Raw genomic sequence first — 20814 nt, 5'->3', positions numbered from 1 at the left:
CGTGCAGACCAATTTGAGTGAACAGGCCAAGCGTCTGCCGCGCGCCGAGGAAGCCGAACGCATCCTGCGCTCCTGCGTGCACTGCGGCTTCTGCAATGCCACCTGCCCGACCTATCAGGTGCTCGGCGACGAGCTGGACGGCCCGCGTGGGCGCATCTACCTGATCAAGCAGATGCTCGAAGGCGGCGAAGTGACCGCCAAGACCCAGCAGCACCTGGATCGCTGCCTGACCTGCCGCAACTGCGAAACCACCTGTCCCTCCGGTGTGCAGTACCACAACCTGCTGGATATCGGCCGCGAGGTCGCCGAAAGCCAGGTAGCTCGACCACTGAACGAACGCCTGCTGCGCCAGGGCCTGCGCGCCGTGGTGCCACGACCGGGGCTGTTCAAGACGCTGACCCAGGCCGGCCTGGCCCTGCGCCCGCTGCTGCCGGCCACGCTCAAGGCCAAGCTGCCGCGCGAAGTTCGCCCGGCCAAACCGCGACCAACCACGCAACATGCGCGCCGCGTGCTGATGCTCGAAGGCTGCGTGCAACCGGGGCTGTCGCCCAACACCAATGCCGCCACCGCGCGCGTGCTGGATCGCCTCGGCATCAGCGTCACGCCGATCCGCGAAGCCGGCTGCTGCGGCGCCGTGGACTATCACCTGAACGCCCAGGAAGCGGGCCTGCAACGCGCCCGGCAGAACATCGACGCCTGGTGGCCGGCCATCGAAGCCGGCATTGAGGCCATCGTGCAGACCGCCAGCGGCTGCGGCGCCTTCGTCAAGGACTACGGCCATCTGCTGGCCGGTGACCCGGCCTATGCAAGCAAGGCAGCGCGGGTCAGCGCCCTGGCCAGAGATCTGGTCGAGGTGCTGCAAAGCGAGGCGCTGGAAACGCTACAGGTACGCGCCGAACAGCGCCTGGCCTTCCATTGCCCCTGCACCCTGCAGCATGCACAAAAGCTCGGCGGCGCTGTTGAAGGCGTGCTGACGCGCCTCGGTTTCGGCCTGACTGCCGTGCCGGACAGCCACCTGTGCTGCGGCTCGGCCGGCACCTATTCGCTGACCCAGCCAAAGTTGTCCAGGCAGCTACGCGACAACAAGTTGAACGCCCTGGAAAGCGGCAAACCGGATGCCATCGTCACCGCCAATATCGGCTGCCAGACCCATCTGGACGGCGCTGGGCGCACGCCGGTGCGGCACTGGATCGAGATAGTCGAGGAGGCCATGCACTGATCACGCCGTAGCCCGGATGCAATCCGGGAAACCCATGCCGCAACTCCCGGATTGCATCCGGGCTACGAGACTTCATCGATCCACCAAAGCGGTGGATGTAAAAAGCGACATCCACCCTACAACTGAACCCCCTCCTGCAAGCGGGAAAGGGGAGAAAAACCAAGAACACGAGGTATGCCATGCAACACAAAGCCGTACTCAGCCAGCGCGAAGTCAGCCAGATCCTCCTGGCGGCCCGCAGCGAAGCGCAGCAACAGGGCTGGGCCGTGGCCATCGCCGTGGTCGACGACGGCGGCCACCCGCTGGCCCTGGAACGTCTGGATGGCTGTGCGCCCATCGGCGCCTATATCGCCACCGAGAAGGCCCGCAGCGCCGCCATCGGCCGCCGCGAGACCAAGGGCTACGAGGAGATGGTCAACGGCGGCCGCAGCGCCTTCCTCAGCGCGCCGCTGCTCACCTCGCTGGAGGGCGGTGTGCCGCTGCTGGTGGACGGCCAGGTGATAGGCGCCGTGGGCGTATCCGGGGTCAAGGCCGAACAGGATGCACAGGTGGCCAGGGCGGGGATTGCCGCTCTTTAAACATGCGGCGCAGCCGCCAACTGATGCCCTTCTCCCTTCGGGAGAAGGTGTCACGAAGTGACGGAAGAGGGTGCCAACAGGCAACGCCCAGGCCCTCTCCCCCAGCCCCTCTCCCAACGGGAGAGGGGCGCGAACAGACAGGAGAACAGGAAATGACCGAACGCGTGCAATGTCAGCGTCTGCAGGTAGCCGCCGAGCTCAAGCAGTTCATCGAAGACGAAGTGCTGCCCGGCAGCGGTATCGAGGCGGCGGCCTTCTGGAGCGGTTTCGACGCCCTGGTGCATGACCTGGCACCACGCAACCGCGCCCTGCTGGCCGAGCGCGAGCGCCTGCAGAGCGAGCTGGATACCTGGCATCGCGCCAACCCCGGCCCGATCCGCGACATGGCCACCTACCGCACCTTCCTCGAATCCATCGGCTATCTGCTACCGCAACCGGAGAAGGTCAAGGCGACCACCGCCAACGTCGACAGCGAGATCGCCACCCAGGCCGGCCCGCAACTGGTGGTGCCGGTGATGAATGCACGCTACGCGCTGAACGCCGCCAACGCGCGCTGGGGCTCGCTGTACGACGCCCTGTACGGCACCGATGCGATCAGCGAAGAGGGTGGCGCCAGCAAGGGCCCGGGCTACAACGAAGTACGCGGCGCCAAGGTGATCGCCTTCGCCCGCGCCTTCCTCGACCAGGCCGCGCCGCTGGCCCAGGGCTCGCACGCCGAGGCCAGCGCCTACGCCGTGGTCGCCGGGCAGTTGCAGGTGACCCTGCGCAGCGGCGTGCAGACCTCCCTGGCGCAACCGGAAAAATTCGTCGGCTACCAGGGCGAGGCCGCCACGCCAAGCGCCGTGCTGCTGAAGAACAACGGCCTGCACGTCGAGATCCAGATCGACGCCAGCAGCCCCATCGGCCGCACCGACGGCGCAGGCGTCAAGGACCTGCTGATGGAAGCGGCGCTGTCGACCATCATGGATTGCGAGGACTCCGTGGCCGCCGTCGACGCCGCCGACAAGGTGGTGGTGTACCGCAACTGGCTGGGCCTGATGAAGGGCGATCTGGCCGAGGAGCTGGAAAAAGGCGGCAAACGCATCACTCGCCGCCTCAATGCGGATCGCGTCTACACCGCCGCCGATGGCAGCGAACTGACCCTGCATGGCCGCTCGCTGCTGTTCGTGCGCAACGTCGGCCACCTGATGAGCAACCCGGCGATTGTCGATAGCGAAGGCAATGAGATTCCCGAGGGCATCCTCGATGCGGTGGTCACCAGCCTGATCGCCCTGCATGACCTCAAGCGCCGCAGTAACTCGCGTACCGGCAGCGTTTATATCGTCAAACCGAAGATGCACGGCCCGGCCGAGGTGGCCTTCGCCGACGAGCTGTTCGGCCGTGTCGAGCAACTGCTGGGCATGCCGGCCCATACCCTGAAGATGGGCATCATGGACGAGGAGCGACGCACCAGCGTCAACCTCAAGGCCTGCATCGAGGCGGCCAGCGCGCGGGTGGCCTTTATCAACACCGGCTTTCTCGACCGTACTGGCGACGAGATGCACACGGCGATGGAAGCCGGCGCCATGCTGCGCAAGGGCGATATGAAGTCCAGCGCCTGGATCCAGGCCTACGAGCGCAACAACGTGCTGGTCGGCCTGGCCTGCGGACTGCGTGGCCGCGCGCAGATCGGCAAGGGCATGTGGGCCATGCCGGATCTGATGGCGGCCATGCTGGAACAGAAGATCGGCCACCCGAAAGCTGGTGCCAACACCGCCTGGGTGCCGTCGCCCACCGCCGCCGTGCTGCACGCCGTGCACTATCACCAGATCGACGTGCAGGCGGTGCAGCGCGAGCTGGAGCTGATCGACCTGGCCAGCCAGCGCGACACCCTGCTGGGTGACCTGCTCAGCGTGCCGGTCAGTGCCGAACGGCCGTGGAGCGCCAGCGATATCCAGCAGGAGCTGGACAACAACTGCCAGGGCATCCTCGGTTACGTGGTGCGCTGGGTCGAACAGGGCGTGGGCTGCTCCAAGGTGCCGGATATCCATAACGTCGGCCTGATGGAAGACCGCGCCACCCTGCGCATTTCGGCTCAGCACATCGCCAACTGGCTGCACCACGGCGTGGTCAGCGAAACCCAGGTACGCGAGACGCTCCGGCGCATGGCCAAGGTGGTGGACGGGCAGAACGCTGGCGATCCGGCTTATCGCCCCATGGCGCCGAACTTCGAGCAGTCCCATGCCTTCCGTGCTGCCAGTGAGCTGGTGTTCAAGGGCCGCGAGCAGCCGTCCGGCTATACCGAGCCGCTGTTGCACGCCTGGCGTCTGCGCTTCAAAGCTGAGGTGTGAATGACTGTGGGAGGGGCTTCAGCCGCGACAAACCAGCTACTGCACGAGGCAGGATGCCAGAGCCGAAAGCCCCTTCCACTGAGCAGTAACAAGCCCTGACGGTTGCTGACCGTCAGGGCTTTCGAGCATGAGCGCGGCGCTGGGTGATCCCTGGCGTCGCGGCTCGCGGAAAGGCTGGCGCCATGCTGCCCGGCCTTCCAGATGCGTGGCGCCGGGTTACCCCCCGGAAAACTGTGGTTCACAAGAACAAGAAGGAACCAATCCATGAGTCAAACGCTGCTGTCCATCCTGGCCTTCGTGCCGCTGGTGCTGGCGGGTGTGCTGCTGATCGGCTTTCGCTGGCCGGCCAAGTACGCGATGCCGCTGGTATTCGTCCTCACCGCCCTGATCGGCCTGCTGGCCTGGGACATGTCCCTCAACCGGGTCATCGCCTCCAGTCTGCAGGGGCTGATTCTCACCGCCGCGATCCTGTGGATCATCTTCGGCGCCATCCTGCTGCTCAATACCCTCAAGCACTCAGGAGGGATCGCGGCAATTCGCCGGGGCTTCTCCAATATCAGCCCGGATCGGCGCGTGCAGGCACTGATCGTCGCCTGGCTGTTCGGCTGCTTCATCGAAGGCGCCTCCGGTTTTGGCACCCCGGCCGCAGTGGCCGCGCCGCTGCTGGTGGCCCTGGGCTTCCCGGCGCTGGCCGCGGTGGTGCTGGGGATGATGGTGCAGTCCACGCCGGTATCCTTCGGGGCGGTGGGCACGCCGATCCTCGTCGGCGTCGGCGCCGGCCTGGACAGAACCGGCATCACCGAGCAACTGGTGGCCAACGGCAGCACCTGGGAAACCTTCTTCCACCTGATCTACTCGCGGGTGGCCATCACCCACGGCCTGATCGGCCTGCTGATGCCGCTGATCATGGTGATGATCATGACGCGCTTCTTCGGCCGCAATCAGAGCTGGAAGGAAGGCCTGGCCATCGCGCCGTTCGCCATCTTCACCGCCTTCGCCTTCTCCCTGCCGTACATGGCAGCCGGCGTGTTCCTCGGCCCGGAATTTCCCTCGATGATCGGTGCGCTGGTCGGCCTGGCCATCGTGGTGCCGGCGGCCAAGGCCGGCTTCCTGCTGCCCAAGGACAACTGGGACTTCGCCGATGCCAAGGACTGGCCAGCGGAGTGGATGGGCAGGATCGAAATGAAGCTGGACGAGGTGGCCGGCAAGGCCCCGGTCTCGGTGCCCATGGCCTGGGCGCCCTACCTGCTGCTGGCGGTGTTCCTGGTGATCTCGCGCAGCTTCCCCGAGGTGAAGGCGGCGCTGATGAGCTTTACCTTCGGCTGGAAGGACATCCTCGGCGAGACGGGTGTATCCGGCACCATCGAGCCACTGTACCTGCCCGGCGGCATTCTGTGCATGGTGGTGCTGGTGACCTTCTTCCTGCACCGCATGCGCCTGGCCGAGCTCAAGGCGGCGGTGGGCGAGTCGAGCAAGACCCTGCTGGGCGCCGGCTTCGTGCTGATCTTCACCATTCCCATGGTGCGCATCCTGATCAACTCGGGGGTCAACGGCAGCGAGCTGGTGTCCATGCCGGTGGCCATGGCGCAACTGGTGGCCGACAGCGTCGGCGCCATCTACCCGTTCTTCGCCCCGGCGGTGGGCGCCCTGGGCGCCTTCATCGCCGGCTCCAACACCGTCTCCAACCTGATGCTGTCGCAGTTCCAGCTCAACGCCGCGCAGTTGCTCGGCGTGTCCGGGGCGATGATGGTGGCGGTGCAGTCGGTGGGCGCGGCGGCGGGCAACATGATCGCCATTCACAACGTGGTGGCAGCCTCGGCCACCGTGGGCCTGCTCGGGCGCGAGGGCATCACCCTGCGCAAGACCCTGCTGCCAACGCTGTACTACCTGATCATGGCCGGCGGCATCGCGTTGCTGGCGATGTACGGCATGGCGCTGAGCGATCCGCTGATGGCCAGTGGCTGAGGCTAGTGCGCCGCATGACCCGACTTTGGTTGGCCGCCGGCTGGCGACGATTGTCGCCGGCCGGCTTGGCGCATGCGCGCAATTGCGGTAGCTTGCCGGCACCGTGAGATTCACCCGAGGGTCGATATGAAGAAGTGGCAGTGCGTGGTCTGTGGGCTGATTTACGACGAGAGCCAGGGTTGGCCGGATGACGGCATCGCACCCGGCACCCGCTGGGAAGACGTGCCGGAAGACTGGCTCTGCCCCGACTGCGGCGTTGGCAAGATGGATTTCGAGATGATCGAGATCGGCTGAACGATTACAGCGTCAAGCAAAACGGCGACCTTCGGGTCGCCGTTTTTATTGCTGCGGGCCTTGGGCCGGCCCGTAGCAGTTTGTTGAAAAACTACCTACGTTGGCAATACCGCGTTAAAAATGGCCTCGCGTGCGAGCCCAGTCAAAATGCTCATTTACAGCACGTAAACCCGAGTGCGGGCCCAGTGCTTTTTTTGGCCATTTTTGCGGGGCCGCCATCGGTATTGTCTTGCCTGCCTCGCCGACGTTTTTCAACGGCCTGCTAGCCCGGATGCATTCGGGACGATGCCGGGCGTGTCCCGTGCTATTCGCCACCCACAGCGAAGTTGGGCAGGCTGTTGACCGGCTGGCTGAAACTGAAGGGAATGGATTCGACGGCCAGGCCGACGTTGCGCTGTACCACGAAATGCAGATGCGGGCCGGTACTGTTGCCGGTATTGCCGGAGCGCGCCAGCAGGCTGCCGGTCTCCACACGCTGGCCTTCACGCACTGTCACCGAGCCCTTCATCAGGTGCAGGTAGACGCCCATGGTGCCGTCGTCATGCAGGATGCGCACGAAGTTGCCGGCCGGGTTGTTGCCGCGCCCGCTCTGCTGGTTCTCGGTCTTGACCACCACACCGGCGCGGGCGGCGACGATGGGCGTGCCTTCGGGCATGGCGATGTCCACCGCATAGCGGCCCTTGGCGGTGAAGTGGCTGTAGGTGCCATTGGCGCCCTGAGTCTGGCGGAAGGGGCCACCGCGCCAGGGTAGCGGGTAACGATGGATACTCGGTTGCAGGCGCGGGTCGCCCAGGGCATAGCGCAATTTCGGCTTGTAGTGCAGGGGTTTGCCGGGGTCTTCGGCGGTCAGCGTGGCGAGACGGATTTGGCTGCGCGGCGGCAGCACCCAGCGGATGGGTTTTTCCGGGGCACCGATGGTGTTCTGCACCTGTTCCAGCTTCAGTTCGACCTCCACCGGCGCGAACAGGTCGTTGCGCACCAGCAGGGTTTCGCCGGCCTCGTGCTTGCGGGTTTCCAGCTTCACCTGGGTGTCCAGGCGCTCGACCATGCGGTCGTTGAACACGAACACCTGGGCGCCAGGCGCGGCCTGGTCGCTATAGGTCACCACGCCGTTCTGGTCGACGTACTTATAGATGGTCAGCGCAGTGGCCTGGCCGCTCAGGGCCAGCAGGCTGCAGAGAAGAATAAGACGCCCTAGCATGACAACTCGGAATTTATGGCTTTTCGCTATCCGGGCCATGAAGACTAGCAGCGCTGCCTGGTACATGCGAGGTACCGACCGTCAGGCTGTGAACCGGCTCACCGCCGCTGGTCGACCTGCTGCGCAAGAGCCCTGGATTGCATCCGGCTACGCGCCAGGGCTGAAATGCTTCTGCGCGGTGCCTCGGGCAATCAGGCGCGACAGGTAGTCGAGCTTCTGCGGGTCACGGTCGACGAAACGGAAGGTCAGTTGCAGCCACTCGCTGTCCGGTTTGGGCTCGAACGCCGCCACGGCATGCAGGTAACCATTGAGCCGCGCGGTTTCCGCCGCTTCGCCCTGCTCCAGATCGAGCACGGCGCTCTCCAGCACCTGGGGTAACAATTCTGTGCGCTTGACCAGTAGCAGCGCCTCCTTGAGGCTCAGCGCCTTGATCACGCAGGCCATGGTGCCGCCAGGCAGACGTAGCTGGCCCTGGCCCCGTCCCGTGGGAGCCGCCGCCTTGGCCGTCGGCGCTGCCGGTTTGGCGAAAACGGCGGCGGCATCGGCGGCGGGTTTTGCCGTCGGCTTGACCACCTCGGCCTTGCCCCCGGTCAGGGCCGCCAGCGAATCGTTGGCCAGCGCACCGCTGCCGAGCAGCTTGGGCGCCGCACCGGAAAGCAGCGCCTGCAGCTTGCCGGCGCGGCTCATGGCCTTCTTCACCTTGGTGACCAACTGCTCGTTGGAAAAGGGCTTGCCGATGAAGTCCGACACCCCGGCCTGGATGGCCTGCACCACGTTCTCCTTGTCGCCGCGGCTGGTCACCATGATGAAGGGCGTGGTCTTGAGGTTGTCCTGCTCGCGGCACCAGGTCAGCAGTTCGAGGCCGGACATTTCCGGCATTTCCCAGTCGCAGAGCACCAGGTCGATGCTCTGCCGACTCAATAACTGCTGGGCCTTGCGCCCATTCACGGCTTCTTCGATCTGCACGCCGGGAAAATTATCGCGCAACCCCTTCTTGACCAGATCACGGATGAAGGTCGCGTCATCCACCACCAGCACACTGACTTTGCTCATCGGCCACTCCTGTTTCAATGGCGTTAAGCATAGTCATGGCCAGTCGCCTAAGGCCAATGGAAAACCACGGATATCGTGCAAATTACCGATGGGCTGCGGCAGCAGGTGCTCTGGTGCGGCTTGCAGGTGAGTGAAAGCCTAACCGGTCTCAAGCACAGCCAAGAACCCAAAAACCGATACCCATCCCTGGCACCGGTTTCTCTGGGAGCCCCGAGCGAGGCTCAACCGCTCAGGAGTCAGTTATCCGACTTGCCTTCTACCTCTTCGCGCATACGGGTCAGGCCCATATGGCGAACGTCGGTGCCATGCACCAGGTAGATCACCAGTTCAGCGATATTGCGCGCATGGTCGCCGATGCGCTCCAGCGAACGCAGCACCCAGATCACGCTGATCACGCGGGAGATCGAACGCGGGTCTTCCATCATGTAGGTGACCAGTTCACGCAGCGCGGTCTTGTACTCGCGGTCGACGGTCTTGTCGTGTTGCGCCACGGCCAGAGCCAGTTCGGCATCGAAGCGGGCGAAGGCGTCCAGGGCATCACGCACCATCCTGCGCACCTGATCACCGATGTGACGAATTTCCACGTAGCCCTTCGGCGCTTCACCTTCCTCGCTGAGCTGAATGGCACGCTTGGCAATCTTGGTGGACTCGTCGCCGATGCGCTCGAGGTCGATCACCGACTTGGAGATGCTGATGATCAGGCGCAGGTCGGAGGCCGCCGGCTGACGACGGGCGAGAATGCGCACGCACTCCTCGTCGATGTTGCGCTCCATCTGGTTGATCTGATCATCGATCTCGCGCACCTGCTGAGCCAGGCCGGAATCGGCGTCGATCAGCGAGGTGACGGCGTCGTTGACCTGCTTCTCCACCAGGCCACCCATGGCCAGCAGGTGACTGCGCACTTCTTCCAGCTCGGCGTTGAACTGCTGGGAAATATGCTGGTTCAGGTTTTCTTTGTTGATCATCTTCGTCGCTCCGCGAGCTTCAAGCTCCATGCTTCAAGCTGCAAGTTAATCGTCGTCAGGTTCGCGCTTGCTTGCCGCTTGAAACGTGCGGCTTGTAGCTGCACTCAACCATAGCGACCGGTGATGTAGTCTTCGGTCTGTTTCTTGGCCGGGTTGGTGAACAAGGTGTCGGTGTCGCCAAATTCGATCAGCTTGCCCATGTACATGAACGCGGTGTAGTCGGAGACGCGCGCCGCCTGCTGCATGTTGTGGGTGACGATGACGATGGTGTACTTGCTCTTGAGCTCGTAGATCAACTCCTCGACCTTGAGGGTGGAGATCGGGTCCAGCGCCGAGCAGGGTTCGTCGAGCAACAGCACTTCCGGCTGCACGGCCACGGTACGGGCGATCACCAGACGCTGTTGCTGACCACCGGACAGGCCCAGTGCCGAGTCATGCAGGCGATCCTTCACTTCATCCCACAGGGCGGCACTCTTCAGTGCCCATTCCACGGTCTCGTCGAGCACGCGCTTCTGGTTCACGCCCTGGATGCGCAGGCCGTAGACCACGTTCTCGTAGATGCTCTTGGGAAAGGGGTTGGGCTTCTGGAACACCATGCCGACGCGGCGACGCAGCTCGGCGACGTCCACGCCCTTCTGGTAGATGTTCTGCCCGTCGAGCAGAATCTCGCCCTCTACACGGCAACCGTCGACCAGGTCATTCATGCGGTTGAAGGTGCGCAGCAGTGTGGATTTGCCGCAACCGGACGGGCCGATGAAGGCGGTCACGCGCTGCTTGGGGATGTTCATCGACACATCGAACAGCGCCTGTTTGTCGCCATAGAACAGGTTGAGGCCCGGCACTTCCAGGGCGACGGTCTCGTCGGCCAGGCTCAGGCTCTGCTTCTCGCGGCCGAGGGCGGCCATGTCGATACCGTGGGTGTGTACTTCGTGTTGCATGAGTTCACTCCGTTCACAGCTACAAGCTGCAAGCTACAAGCGGCAAGTCAGCAGCCGCTCGCTTCCACATGAAGCTTGCGGCGTGAGGCTTGCGGCTGCGGTTAATGATCCAGCGCCTTGTACTTCTCGCGCAGGTGGTTCCGAATGAAGATCGCACTCATGTTGAGCAGTACGATCACCAGTACCAGCAACAAAGCGGTGGCGTAGACCAGCGGGCGGGCAGCCTCGACGTTGGGGCTCTGGAAGCCGACGTCGTAGATGTGGAAGCCCAGGTGCATGATCTTCTGATCCAGGTGCAGATAAGGGTAGTTGCCATCCACCGGCAGGCTCGGCGCCAGCTTGACCACCCCTACCAGCATCAGCGGCGCCACTTCGCCTGCGGCGCGGGCTACGGCGAGGATCATGCCGGTCATCATCGCCGGGCTGGCCATCGGCAGCACCACCTTCCACAGCGTCTCGGCCTTGGTCGCACCGAGCGCCAGCGAACCTTCACGCAGGGCACGCGGAATGCGCGCCAGGCCTTCCTCGGTGGCGACGATCACCACTGGCACGGCGAGAATCGCCAGGGTCAGCGAGGCCCAGAGCAGGCCGGGGGTGCCGAAGGTCGGCGCCGGTGCGGCCTCGGGGAAGAACAGGCGGTCGATCGAGCCACCCAGCACGTAGACGAAGAAGCCCAGGCCGAACACGCCATAGACGATCGCCGGCACGCCCGCCAGGTTGTTCACCGCGATACGGATGATGCGGGTCAGGGTGCCCTGCTTGGCGTACTCGCGCAGGTAGATGGCAGCCAGCACGCCGAACGGGGTGACGATCACGGCCATGATCAGGGTCATCATCACGGTGCCGAAGATGGCCGGGAAGATACCACCTTCGGTGTTGGCCTCACGCGGTTCGTCGCTGACGAATTCCCACATCTTGGCGAAATAGAAGGCGAGCTTGCTGCCGGTGCTCATGGCGTTGGGCTGGTAGGCCCGTACCACCTTGCTCAGGGCGATTTCCTGCTCACGACCATCGGCGGTCTTCACCGTCACGCTGTCACGCGCCAATTGCTGGTTGAGGTCGATCAGCTTGGCTTCGAGCGTCTTGTAGCGGGCATCGAGCTCGGCGCGCTGGGCAGCGAGATCGGCCTGGGCAGCGGCATCCAGCTTGCCATCCAGCTCCAGCCTGCGACTTTGCAGGCGCAGTTGCTCGAGGCCGTGGTTGATGCTGCCGATGTCGCGCTTCTGCAAGCGGCCCAGCTCGGCCTGCAATTCGTCGACACGGTCAATGCGCTGCTGCAGGTCGTGCCAGGCAGCGTCACCCTCGGCGACCACCTGACCGCTCTGCTTGACGTTCACCAGGTAGCCGTAGAAGTTGCCCCACTCGCGGCGCTCCATCACCATCAACGCGTCCGGGGTGTGCTGGCCACTCATCCACTCGGCCACGGTCCAGCTGAAGTCGGCACCGAACACGTCGCGGTTACCCACCTTGAACAGCTCACGGGTGAGGAACTCGCCACCCTCGACATCCACCGGCAGGCCGGCAGCGGCCAGGCGTGCACGCGGCACCTGCTCTTCCTGCACCAGTTCACCGGCTACCACGCGCGGCGCCTCGCCAGGAATCTGGTAGGTGGCCTGGATCACGTCAGCCGGCCAGAAGTGGGCCAGGCCGCGCATGGCGATCACGGCAAGCAGGCCGAGAGTCACGATCACGGCGATGGACACGCCGCTTGCCGTCATCCACACCCAGGGTGAGCCACCCTTGAACCAGGTGCCGAAGTTTTGCTCTTTTCTTTTCAAGGACATCTGTCTTCCCCAGTTCTCAGAGCGACGCGTATTTCTTGCGCAGGCGGTTACGTATCAACTCTGCCAAGGTGTTCATCACGAAGGTGAAGGACAACAGCACCAGCGCCGAGAGGAACAGCACGCGATAGTGGGTGCTGCCCACTTCGGATTCCGGCATCTCCACCGCAACGTTGGCGGCGAGGGTGCGCAGGCCCTGGAAGATGTTCATGTCCATGATCGGCGTGTTGCCGGTGGCCATCAGTACGATCATGGTTTCACCGACGGCACGGCCCAGGCCGATCATCAGTGCCGAGAAGATGCCCGGACTGGCGGTGAGGATCACCACGCGGGTCATGGTCTGCCAGGGCGTGGCACCGAGGGCCAGGGAGCCCTGGGTCAGGCTCTTGGGCACGCTGAACACGGCGTCTTCGGCGATCGAGTAGATGTTCGGGATCACCGCGAAGCCCATGGCCAGACCGACCACCAGGGCGTTGCGCTGGTCGAAGGTGATGCCCAGATCGTTGCTGATCCACATGCGCATGTCGCCACCGAAGAACCAGTTCTCCAGATGGCCGCTCATGCTCAGCGAAACGGTGCCGACCAGCAGGATCACCGGGATCAGCAGCGCCGCTTCCCAGCCATCCGGGATCAGCAGACGCACGCGCTCCGGCAGGCGACTCCAGGCGTAGGCGGCCAGCAGCACGCCGATCGGCGTCAGCAGCAACAGGCTGAAGATGCCGGGCAGATGCCCCTCGACATAGGGCGCCAGGAACAGACCGGCGAAGAAACCGAGGATCACCGTCGGCAGCGCTTCCATCAGTTCGATCACCGGCTTGACCTTGCGGCGCATCGCCGGGGCCATGAAGTAGGCGGTGTAGATGGCCGCACAGATAGCCAGCGGGGCGGCCAGCAGCATGGCGTAGAAGGCGGCCTTGAGGGTCCCGAAGGTCAGCGGCGCCAGGCTCAGCTTGGGCTCGAAGTCGGTGTTGGCAGAAGTGGACTGCCAGACCTGCTTGGGTTCGTCATAGCTCTCGTACCAGACCTTGCCCCACAGCGCGCTCCAGGAAATTTCCGGGTGCGGGTTGTCGATGTAGAAGCGCTGCAACTTGCCATCGGACTCCACCAGCAGGCGGTTGGCACGCGGCGACAGGGCGCCGATGGCGCTACCGTCGGCGATTTTCTCGACGAGCAGGGTGCGGTGTGCGGTGCTGTGGAAGATGCCCAGGTCGCCGGTGGCGTCCAGTGCCAGGAAGCCCTTGCGGCGCTCCTCGGGGATGATCTGAGTGATCGCCGATTGGCCCAGCTTGAAGTCACGGATGCGGGTCAGCTCGGACTTGCCATCGTGGTCACGCACCATGAACCACTGGGCGATGCCACCCTGGCTGTCGCCGATCATCAGCGAGATGCCACCGAGCAGAGACTGCACCGTGGTGACCTCGGCGTCGTCCTGCAGCAGGGTATAGCGGCCATTGAGGGCCTTGCTGCGCAGATCGAAGACATCGGCAGTGGCCTTGCCATGGATCACGAACAGCCAGTGCTGGCGCGGATCGATGACCATGGCCTTGACCGGCTCGGCGATCTGCGGCAGCTCGATACGGGTTTCGTCGAGGCTGACCTCGCCGGTCATCATGTTCTCTTCGCGGCTGATATTCAGCACATGCAGCTCGGCGCCGCTGGAGCCGCTGAGCATCAGGCTGCGGTCGTTCTCGCTCATCGCCACGTGCTCGAGTGCACGGCCCTGCGGATCCAGGGTGATCGGCGTGTCACCGAAGGGATAGACGATCTGCGGGCTGATGGTCTTGACGTTGTTCGGGTAGGTCACCTTGTAGGCCGTCTGGAACACCAGGGCCTGACCGTTGGACAGGCCCAGCACAGCACGATGGCTACCGGGCTGGTCCTCGGCATGGGAAACGATGCTGACACCCTCGGGCAGCGCGATCTGCTCTGTCTTGAGTGGCGCGGAATCCTTGAGGGTAAAGAACTGCACCAGACCGCTGCGCGACAGGCGCATGGCCACCTTGTTCTGCTCCTCGAGGCCAAGCATCAGCGGCTCGCCCTGCTCGGCCAGCCAAGCCGGCTGCTGCGCCTTGCGCGCCTCCAGCTCGGCGCCGGCGAACATCGGCGCGACCACATAGGCCAGATAGAAGAAGATCAGGGTGATACAGGCCAACACGGCCAGACCACCGATGGAAACGTACCAGCGCGCGGCGCGATCTTTCAGAGCACGAATACGGCGCTTGCGCAGCAGGACTGGGGTATCGAAATCGATTCGATGAGTATCGGAAGCGCTCATGCGGTTATTGGCCAGGTCATTCATGAGGAGGTCTCGGGCACGGCGGACACAGCCCGCATAATGTGAGGTGCTTCAATCTATAGGGCTTGTATGACAGAAAAATTACAGCATGGTGACGTGACGACGCCCACGAATCGCAAGATTCGCGGGCGTGTCGTGCGGAGCGCATGGTGCAGAGACCTGCGCTCCAACGGGGCTATTAGAGGCCCAGTTCCTTCTTGGTCTTCTCAGCCACTTTGGCCGGCAGCGGGATGTAGCCGTCCTTGACCACGACTTCCTGACCCTGCTTGGACAGCACCAGCTTCACGAACTCCGCTTCCAGCGGATCCAGCGGCTTGTTCGGCGCCTTGTTGACGTAGACGTACAGGAAGCGCGACAGCGGGTACTTGCCAGCCAGGGCGTTGGCTTCGCTGGCTTCCTCGACCTCACCCTTCTTGTTCACCAGAGGTACGGCGCGGACGCTGGCAGTACGGTAACCGATGCCCGAGTAGCCGATGGCGTTGACGGTGCTGGAGATCGACTGTACGACGGAAGCCGAACCCGGCTGCTCGTTGACGTTGGACTTGAAGTCACCTTTGCACAGGGCTTCTTCCTTGAAGTAACCGTAGGTGCCGGATACCGAGTTACGACCGAACAGCTGGATCGGCTTGCTCGTCCACTCGCCAGTCAGGCCAGCGTCACCCCAGGTCTTGATTTCCTTGGCTTCACCGCACAGACGGGTGCTGGAGAAGATGGCATCGACCTGCTGCATGGTCAGTTGCTTGATCGGGTTGTCCTTGTGCACGAACACGGCCAGGGCGTCGATGGCGACCGGGATGGCGGTCGGCTTGTAGCCGTATTTTTCCTCGAAGGCCTGCAGCTCGTTGTCCTTCATCATGCGGCTCATCGGGCCGAGGTTGGAGGTACCTTCGGTCAGAGCGGGTGGCGCGGTGGAGGAGCCAGCGGCCTGAATCTGGATGTTCACGTTGGGGTAGAGCTTCTTGTAATCCTCTGCCCACAGGGTCATCAGGTTGGCCAGGGTATCGGAACCGACGCTGGACAGGTTGCCCGATACACCGGAAGTCTTTTCATAGGTCGGCAGAGCCGGGTCGATGGCAGCCATTGCGGTTACGGCGCCTACGCCGGTAGCGGCGAACGTCAGGGCCGCCATCAAACGCTTCAGTTTCATGCCTTGCTCCTAGCAGGATTAGTGTTGGATGGAACGGGCCCAAGTATCAGCAGGCCGCGTGAACACTCTATGAAAGGAATGTGACAGTTAGATGAACGACGTCGGTTTCGTGCGCTGATACAGGGAAAGGTTCGTTCGTGGCGTCGTGGGGGCAGTATTGATAGCGGACAGCCTTGTGCGGATTTTCGGGGGGCTGTTCAGAATTGCCGCGTTTTTGCTGATGTTTTTGGTTTCGCCAATCAAGCATCCCCCTAAACGAAGCAAGCCCCCAACGCATTGCGCAGGGGGCTCGAAGGCAGGGCTGGCTCAGAAAGAAGTCAGGACATCTCGTCCTTCAGCGCCCGCATCCGGTCATGGCAGGCCCGTACCTTGGGCATTTCCACGGCCAGCAGCACGCGCACATCCTCCTCGGCGCTTTCCAGGGCGTCCTCGAAGGCATGCAGGATGCGATCCTCGGCTTCTTCCAGTTGGGCGACGTAGGCGGCGTCTTCATCCTTGGCCAGGGTCGCGCGGGTATCGGCGTAGACCTGGCGCAGCTTGCCCATCAGGGTGCCGCCGCTGGCCGGCTCGCTCTGGTTGGCGGCCACCTTGACCGCCAGCGCATCGATCACCTGGGTCTTGGCGCGCACCATGTCACGGAACAGGGCCTGCAGGCGAATATCCTTCACCTCGTCGTGGGCATGCTCGTAGAAGCGCTTGCCGTCACGGGTGATCTCGATCAGTTCGTTCAGTTGTGCGGTCTTGCTGCTCATGGAGGTTCTCCTTGGCGATGGGACTCATGTGAATGTAGGGCCGCGAAGACGGCCCACCGGGCTCAGCCACTCACCAGCAGGGCATCGGCATCCACACCGCGGACGCCACGAATGTTGCGGGCGATGTCCATTGCCATGCGCTTCTCGGCGTTGCTCAGCACCTTGCCGCGCAGGGTGACCAGGCCGTCCTGGGTGTTGACCTCGATGTTCAGGCCGTCGAGGTTGCGGCTATAGAGGAAGCTGGCCTTGACCTTGCTGGTGATCCAGGCGTCGCTGATGTCTTCGCGGGCCTCCTGCACCGCCGTCTGCACTTCGCTGCTGGTGCTGTCGGCGGTGCTGATGCTGAGGTGGTTGAACACCTCGCGCACGCCATCGGTATTGGCCGCCAGTTCACCGGCCAGCTCCTTGGCCGCTGCGGTCTGGGCCTGGCCGCTGAGGGTGATGGCGCCATTCTCGCTGCGCACCTGGATGTCCAGGCCACGCGTGTTGCTGTTCCACAGCAACTTGGACTTCACCGTCGCCGCCAGGGTGGCGTCTTCCAGGCGTTGCACCATGCCGGGTGGATTACCCTCGGCGACCTTGGGGTCGACCTCGATGCGATTGTCCACCGATTTGACACCTTCGACGCTCATTGCCACCTGCTCGGCCAGTTCCTTCTGCACCTCGCTCTCCACCCGCCCACTGAGCGTGACCCGACCATCGTCGACTTCGATGTCGAGCTTGAACGGATTGAGATGGCGGTTGAGGGCGAAAGCCGTCCAGATCGAGCCTTCCTGGCGGGCGGCGACCAATTGCTGCTCCAGCCCGGCTTCGGCAGCATGACCAGCCAATGGCAGGGTGCCGAGCACCAGGGCCAGGGTCACGGTTGGCAGCAGCGGTTTGAAGCGGGGCATGAACTGACTCCTGTGCGAAAAAGATATTTTCTCCGTCGCAACTGCCATGCCAGCCCTTTCAAACAATGAAAACCCTTATAAAACAGCAAGATAACGAAAAAAGTGGCGCTATGATGGCGTGCACCCTGCAGGATCTATTTATACCCGCCTTGCAACTTGCACGGTTTTTCCCTAACTAAGCTGCAACATACCCGCATATGGAGCATGACATGGCAGATTCAGGACAGATCGGTGGACGCATCCTGTTGGTGGATGACGAAGCCGCGATCCTGCGCACCTTCCGCTACTGCCTGGAGGATGAAGGCTACGAAGTGGCGGGGGCCAGCAGCACCGCGCAAGCCGAGGCCCTGCTGCAACGCCAGGTGTTCGACCTGTGCTTCCTCGACCTGCGCCTGGGCGAGGACAGCGGCCTGGAGCTGTTGGCGCAGATGCGTGTGCAGGCGCCCTGGATGCGCGTGGTGATCGTCACCGCGCATTCGGCAGTGGACACCGCCGTCGATGCCATCCAGGCCGGTGCCGCCGATTACCTGGTCAAACCCTGCTCGCCCGACCAACTGCGCCTGGCCGCCGCCAAGCAACTGGAAGCCCGCGCCCTGGCGGCGCGCCTGGAAGCGCTGGAAGGCGAGGTACGCCAGCCCAAGGACGGACTCGATTCGCACAGCCCGGCGATGATGGCGATTCTGGAAACCGCCCGGCAGGTCGCCAGCACCGATGCCAACATTCTCATCCTCGGCGAATCCGGCACCGGCAAGGGCGAACTGGCCCGCGCCATCCACGGCTGGAGCCGCCGCGCCAAACGCACCTGCGTGACCATCAACTGCCCGTCGCTGACCGCCGAGCTGATGGAAAGCGAGTTGTTCGGCCATGCCAAGGGCTCCTTCACCGGCGCCAGCGAGAGCACCCAGGGCCGGGTCAGCCAGGCCGATGGCGGCACCCTGTTCCTCGACGAGATCGGTGACTTTCCCCTGGCGCTGCAACCCAAGCTGCTGCGCTTCATCCAGGACAAGGAGTACGAGCGCGTCGGCGACCCGGTGACACGACGCGCCGACGTGCGCATCGTCGCCGCCACCAATCTGGATCTCGACGAGATGGTACGTGCGGGGCGCTTCCGCGAGGATCTGCTCTACCGCCTCAACGTCATCACCCTCAAGCTGCCGCCACTGCGTGAACGCCACGAGGACGTGTTGTCCTTGGCCGAGCGCTTTCTCGCCCGCTTCGTCAGCGATTACGGCCGTCCGGCCTGTGCCTTCAGCCCCGAGGCGGTAGCGGCGCTGCAGGCCTATCACTGGCCGGGCAACATCCGCGAACTGCGCAACGTCATCGAGCGCGCCAGCATCATCTGCCAACAGGAGTCGGTGGAGGTCGCCCACCTGGGCCTGGGTGGTAGCCCGGAAGCCCCAGCAGGTGCCGTGCGAATAGGCGCACCGATGAGCCTCGAGGAGCTGGAGAAGGCGCATATCGCCGCGGTACTGGCCAGCAGCAATACCCTCGACATGGCGGCCAAGACCCTGGGTATCGATGCCTCGACCCTCTATCGCAAACGCAAGCAATACAACCTGTGAGCGCGAAAACCCCATGAAGCTGTCGATGAAGCTTCGCACCCGTCTGTTCCTGAGCATCTCCGCGCTGATCACCGTGGCATTGCTCGGGCTGCTGCTGGGGCTGTACAGCGTGACCCAGGTCGCCAGCAGCCAGAGCACCCTGATCCAGTACAGCTTCAAGGCTGCGCAGATCGGCCAGAAACTGCGCCAGTACCTGGGCGACGAGCTGGTCATTCTGATCGATCAGAAACCCGATCCGCAGGCGCTGGCAAACATCCGCCGAACCTTTCGCGAGACTCTCGCCGAAGGGCTTGCCGGCAAGAACCTGCAAGAGGATTACGTGCACGGGCTGGAAGAAAGCGCCAGGCTCTATGCGCTGATGGAACAGGCCGCCGAGGCCGGTACCCCCGCCGGGCAGACACCGCACAACCTGGCCGGTTACCAGCCCTTCATCGAGGCCTTCCAGCACCTGCGCAACCACCTTCTGCAGGAGCAGAACAAGGTCGTCCTGCAGGTCAGCGAAGCCGAACGGCAGGGCCGCGAGAGTTCGCAACTGCTCGCCGCGCTGCTCACCTTCATGGGGCTGTCGGTATTGGTGATCGGCGTGCTCACCGCCAACGGCATCGCTCGCCGTTTCGGTGCACCGATCGACCTGCTGGTACGCGCCGCCGATAGGGTCGGCAAGGGTCAGTACGACGTGGTGCTGCCGGTGTCGCCTGTGTTCGAGCTGGCCCTGCTGAGCCGACGCTTCGGCCTGATGACCGAGGCCCTGCGCCAATACCATTCCAGCAACCTGTACCAGCTACGCAACAGCGAAGGCCGCCTCAAGGCCGTGCTCGACAGCATCGATGACGGTCTGATCATCCTCGATGCCAAGGGCCGCATCGAGCACGCCAATCCGGTGGCGCTGCGTCAGTTGTCGTGGCACGCCGACATTCAGCACCAACCCATCGGCCCCTTGTTGCCCGGCCATGCAGTGGACGAAGCGCTACAGCAGGTACTGGCTGGCGAGCTGCTACGCGAAGCGCCCGCCGATCTGCAGATCGACCGCAACGGCGAGGCGCGCCTGCTGGCCTGGTCGCTGACGCCGGTACAACTACCCGAGGGTGGCAGCGTGGGGGCGGTGATGGTGCTGCGCGACGTCACCAAGCAACGCGCCTTCGAGCGGGTGCGCAACGAGTTCGTCCTGCGCGCCTCGCATGAGCTGCGCACGCCGATCACTGGCATGCACATGGCCTTCAGCCTGTTACGCGAACGCCTGCCGCTGCCAGCGGGCGGGCGTGAACAGGAGCTGATGCGCACCGTCGACGAGGAAATGCATCGCCTGGTGCAACTGATCGACGATCTGCTCAACTTCTCGCGCTATCAGAATGGTCTGCAGACCTTGCAGCGCCACCCCTGCGACCTGGCCGCGATGATCGAGCAGAGCTGCGAACGCTTCAGCGAAAAGGCCAGCGAACGTGGCGTGGATCTGAGCTGTTCCCTGCAGGATGGGCTACCGCACCTCTGCCTGGATGCCGGGCAGATTCAACGCGTGCTCGACAACCTGCTGAGCAATGCACTGCGCCACAGCAACTCGGGCGACAAGGTGCAGTTGCTGGCGCAACGCAGCGGTGAGCAGGTGGTCGTCAGCGTCAAGGACGAAGGGGAAGGCATTCCCTTCGAGCAGCAGGGGCGGGTCTTCGAGCCCTTCGTACAGGTTGGTCGGCGCAAGGGCGGCGCCGGCCTGGGGCTGGCGCTGTCGCGGGAGATCGTGCAGTTGCACAAGGGCCGCCTCGAGGTGCGCTCACGCCCCGGCGAAGGCGCCACCTTCAGCTTCAGCCTGCCGATCTGACATTTGTCACACACAGCAAAACGCCGC

General features: G+C 63.8%; 16 protein-coding genes. 7 read left to right on the top strand and 9 right to left on the bottom strand.

Annotated elements, in window-relative coordinates:
- Position 1: 1 nt before the first annotated feature.
- From glcF to PVE35_RS00810, 5 genes are all read left to right on the top strand, one after another.
- Positions 2-1219, top strand: a complete 1218-nt coding sequence (gene glcF / locus PVE35_RS00830) for a glycolate oxidase subunit GlcF (protein ID WP_277373465.1) — start codon at positions 2-4, stop codon at positions 1217-1219.
- Between the two features lie 179 nt (positions 1220-1398).
- Entirely contained in the window at positions 1399-1797 is a 399-nt protein-coding gene (locus PVE35_RS00825; RefSeq protein ID WP_277373464.1) for a heme-binding protein, read from the top strand.
- A gap of 152 nt (positions 1798-1949) precedes the next feature.
- The gene (locus tag PVE35_RS00820; RefSeq protein WP_277373463.1) at positions 1950-4127 is read left to right on the top strand and encodes a malate synthase G; all 2178 of its coding nucleotides are present in this window, start codon (positions 1950-1952) and stop codon (positions 4125-4127) included.
- 264 nt (positions 4128-4391) lie between these two features.
- Positions 4392-6092, top strand: coding sequence for an L-lactate permease (locus tag PVE35_RS00815; protein WP_277373462.1), 1701 nt, complete (start codon positions 4392-4394; stop codon positions 6090-6092).
- 126 nt (positions 6093-6218) lie between these two features.
- Entirely contained in the window at positions 6219-6386 is a 168-nt protein-coding gene (locus PVE35_RS00810; RefSeq protein WP_003242223.1) for a rubredoxin, read from the top strand.
- A 304-nt stretch (positions 6387-6690) separates the two neighbouring features.
- Here the strand turns inward: PVE35_RS00810 and PVE35_RS00805 are convergent, their stop codons facing one another.
- The 9 genes from PVE35_RS00805 to PVE35_RS00765 form a co-directional block, all read right to left on the bottom strand.
- The gene (locus PVE35_RS00805) at positions 6691-7587 is read right to left on the bottom strand and encodes a peptidoglycan DD-metalloendopeptidase family protein (RefSeq protein ID WP_268180394.1); all 897 of its coding nucleotides are present in this window, start codon (positions 7585-7587) and stop codon (positions 6691-6693) included.
- A 147-nt stretch (positions 7588-7734) separates the two neighbouring features.
- Positions 7735-8640, bottom strand: coding sequence for a response regulator (locus PVE35_RS00800; protein ID WP_268180392.1), 906 nt, complete (start codon positions 8638-8640; stop codon positions 7735-7737).
- Positions 8641-8876: 236 nt separating this feature from the next.
- Positions 8877-9605, bottom strand: a complete 729-nt coding sequence (gene phoU / locus PVE35_RS00795; protein WP_268180391.1) for a phosphate signaling complex protein PhoU — start codon at positions 9603-9605, stop codon at positions 8877-8879.
- 104 nt (positions 9606-9709) lie between these two features.
- On the bottom strand, positions 9710-10543 hold the full coding sequence (gene pstB, locus PVE35_RS00790) for a phosphate ABC transporter ATP-binding protein PstB (RefSeq protein ID WP_268180389.1): 834 nt from the start codon (positions 10541-10543) through the stop codon (positions 9710-9712).
- 101 nt (positions 10544-10644) lie between these two features.
- A complete protein-coding gene (pstA, locus tag PVE35_RS00785) occupies positions 10645-12321 on the bottom strand; it encodes a phosphate ABC transporter permease PstA (RefSeq protein ID WP_268184434.1) in 1677 nt (558 codons plus the stop codon).
- Positions 12322-12343: 22 nt separating this feature from the next.
- Positions 12344-14623, bottom strand: coding sequence for an ABC transporter permease subunit (locus PVE35_RS00780; RefSeq protein WP_268180387.1), 2280 nt, complete (start codon positions 14621-14623; stop codon positions 12344-12346).
- Positions 14624-14798: 175 nt separating this feature from the next.
- Positions 14799-15767: a phosphate ABC transporter substrate-binding protein PstS gene (locus PVE35_RS00775; protein ID WP_268180385.1), complete on the bottom strand. Its 969-nt coding sequence runs from the start codon at positions 15765-15767 to the stop codon at positions 14799-14801.
- Positions 15768-16084: 317 nt separating this feature from the next.
- The gene (locus PVE35_RS00770; RefSeq protein WP_268180383.1) at positions 16085-16519 is read right to left on the bottom strand and encodes a PA2169 family four-helix-bundle protein; all 435 of its coding nucleotides are present in this window, start codon (positions 16517-16519) and stop codon (positions 16085-16087) included.
- A gap of 62 nt (positions 16520-16581) precedes the next feature.
- A complete protein-coding gene (locus PVE35_RS00765; RefSeq protein ID WP_277373461.1) occupies positions 16582-17412 on the bottom strand; it encodes a BON domain-containing protein in 831 nt (276 codons plus the stop codon).
- A gap of 209 nt (positions 17413-17621) precedes the next feature.
- On the opposite strand from PVE35_RS00765, the gene algB reads away from it, so the two are divergent.
- Complete coding sequence (gene algB / locus PVE35_RS00760; protein ID WP_277373460.1) at positions 17622-18974, top strand: sigma-54-dependent response regulator transcription factor AlgB; 1353 nt, start codon at positions 17622-17624, stop codon at positions 18972-18974.
- A 13-nt stretch (positions 18975-18987) separates the two neighbouring features.
- On the top strand, positions 18988-20787 hold the full coding sequence (locus PVE35_RS00755) for an ATP-binding protein (RefSeq protein WP_268180376.1): 1800 nt from the start codon (positions 18988-18990) through the stop codon (positions 20785-20787).
- Positions 20788-20814: the final 27 nt, after the last annotated feature.

It is taken from the genome of Pseudomonas sp. AA-38, from assembly GCF_029457475.1.
Lineage (GTDB): Bacteria > Pseudomonadota > Gammaproteobacteria > Pseudomonadales > Pseudomonadaceae > Aquipseudomonas.
This window is presented reverse-complemented; position numbering and strand designations above follow the sequence as displayed.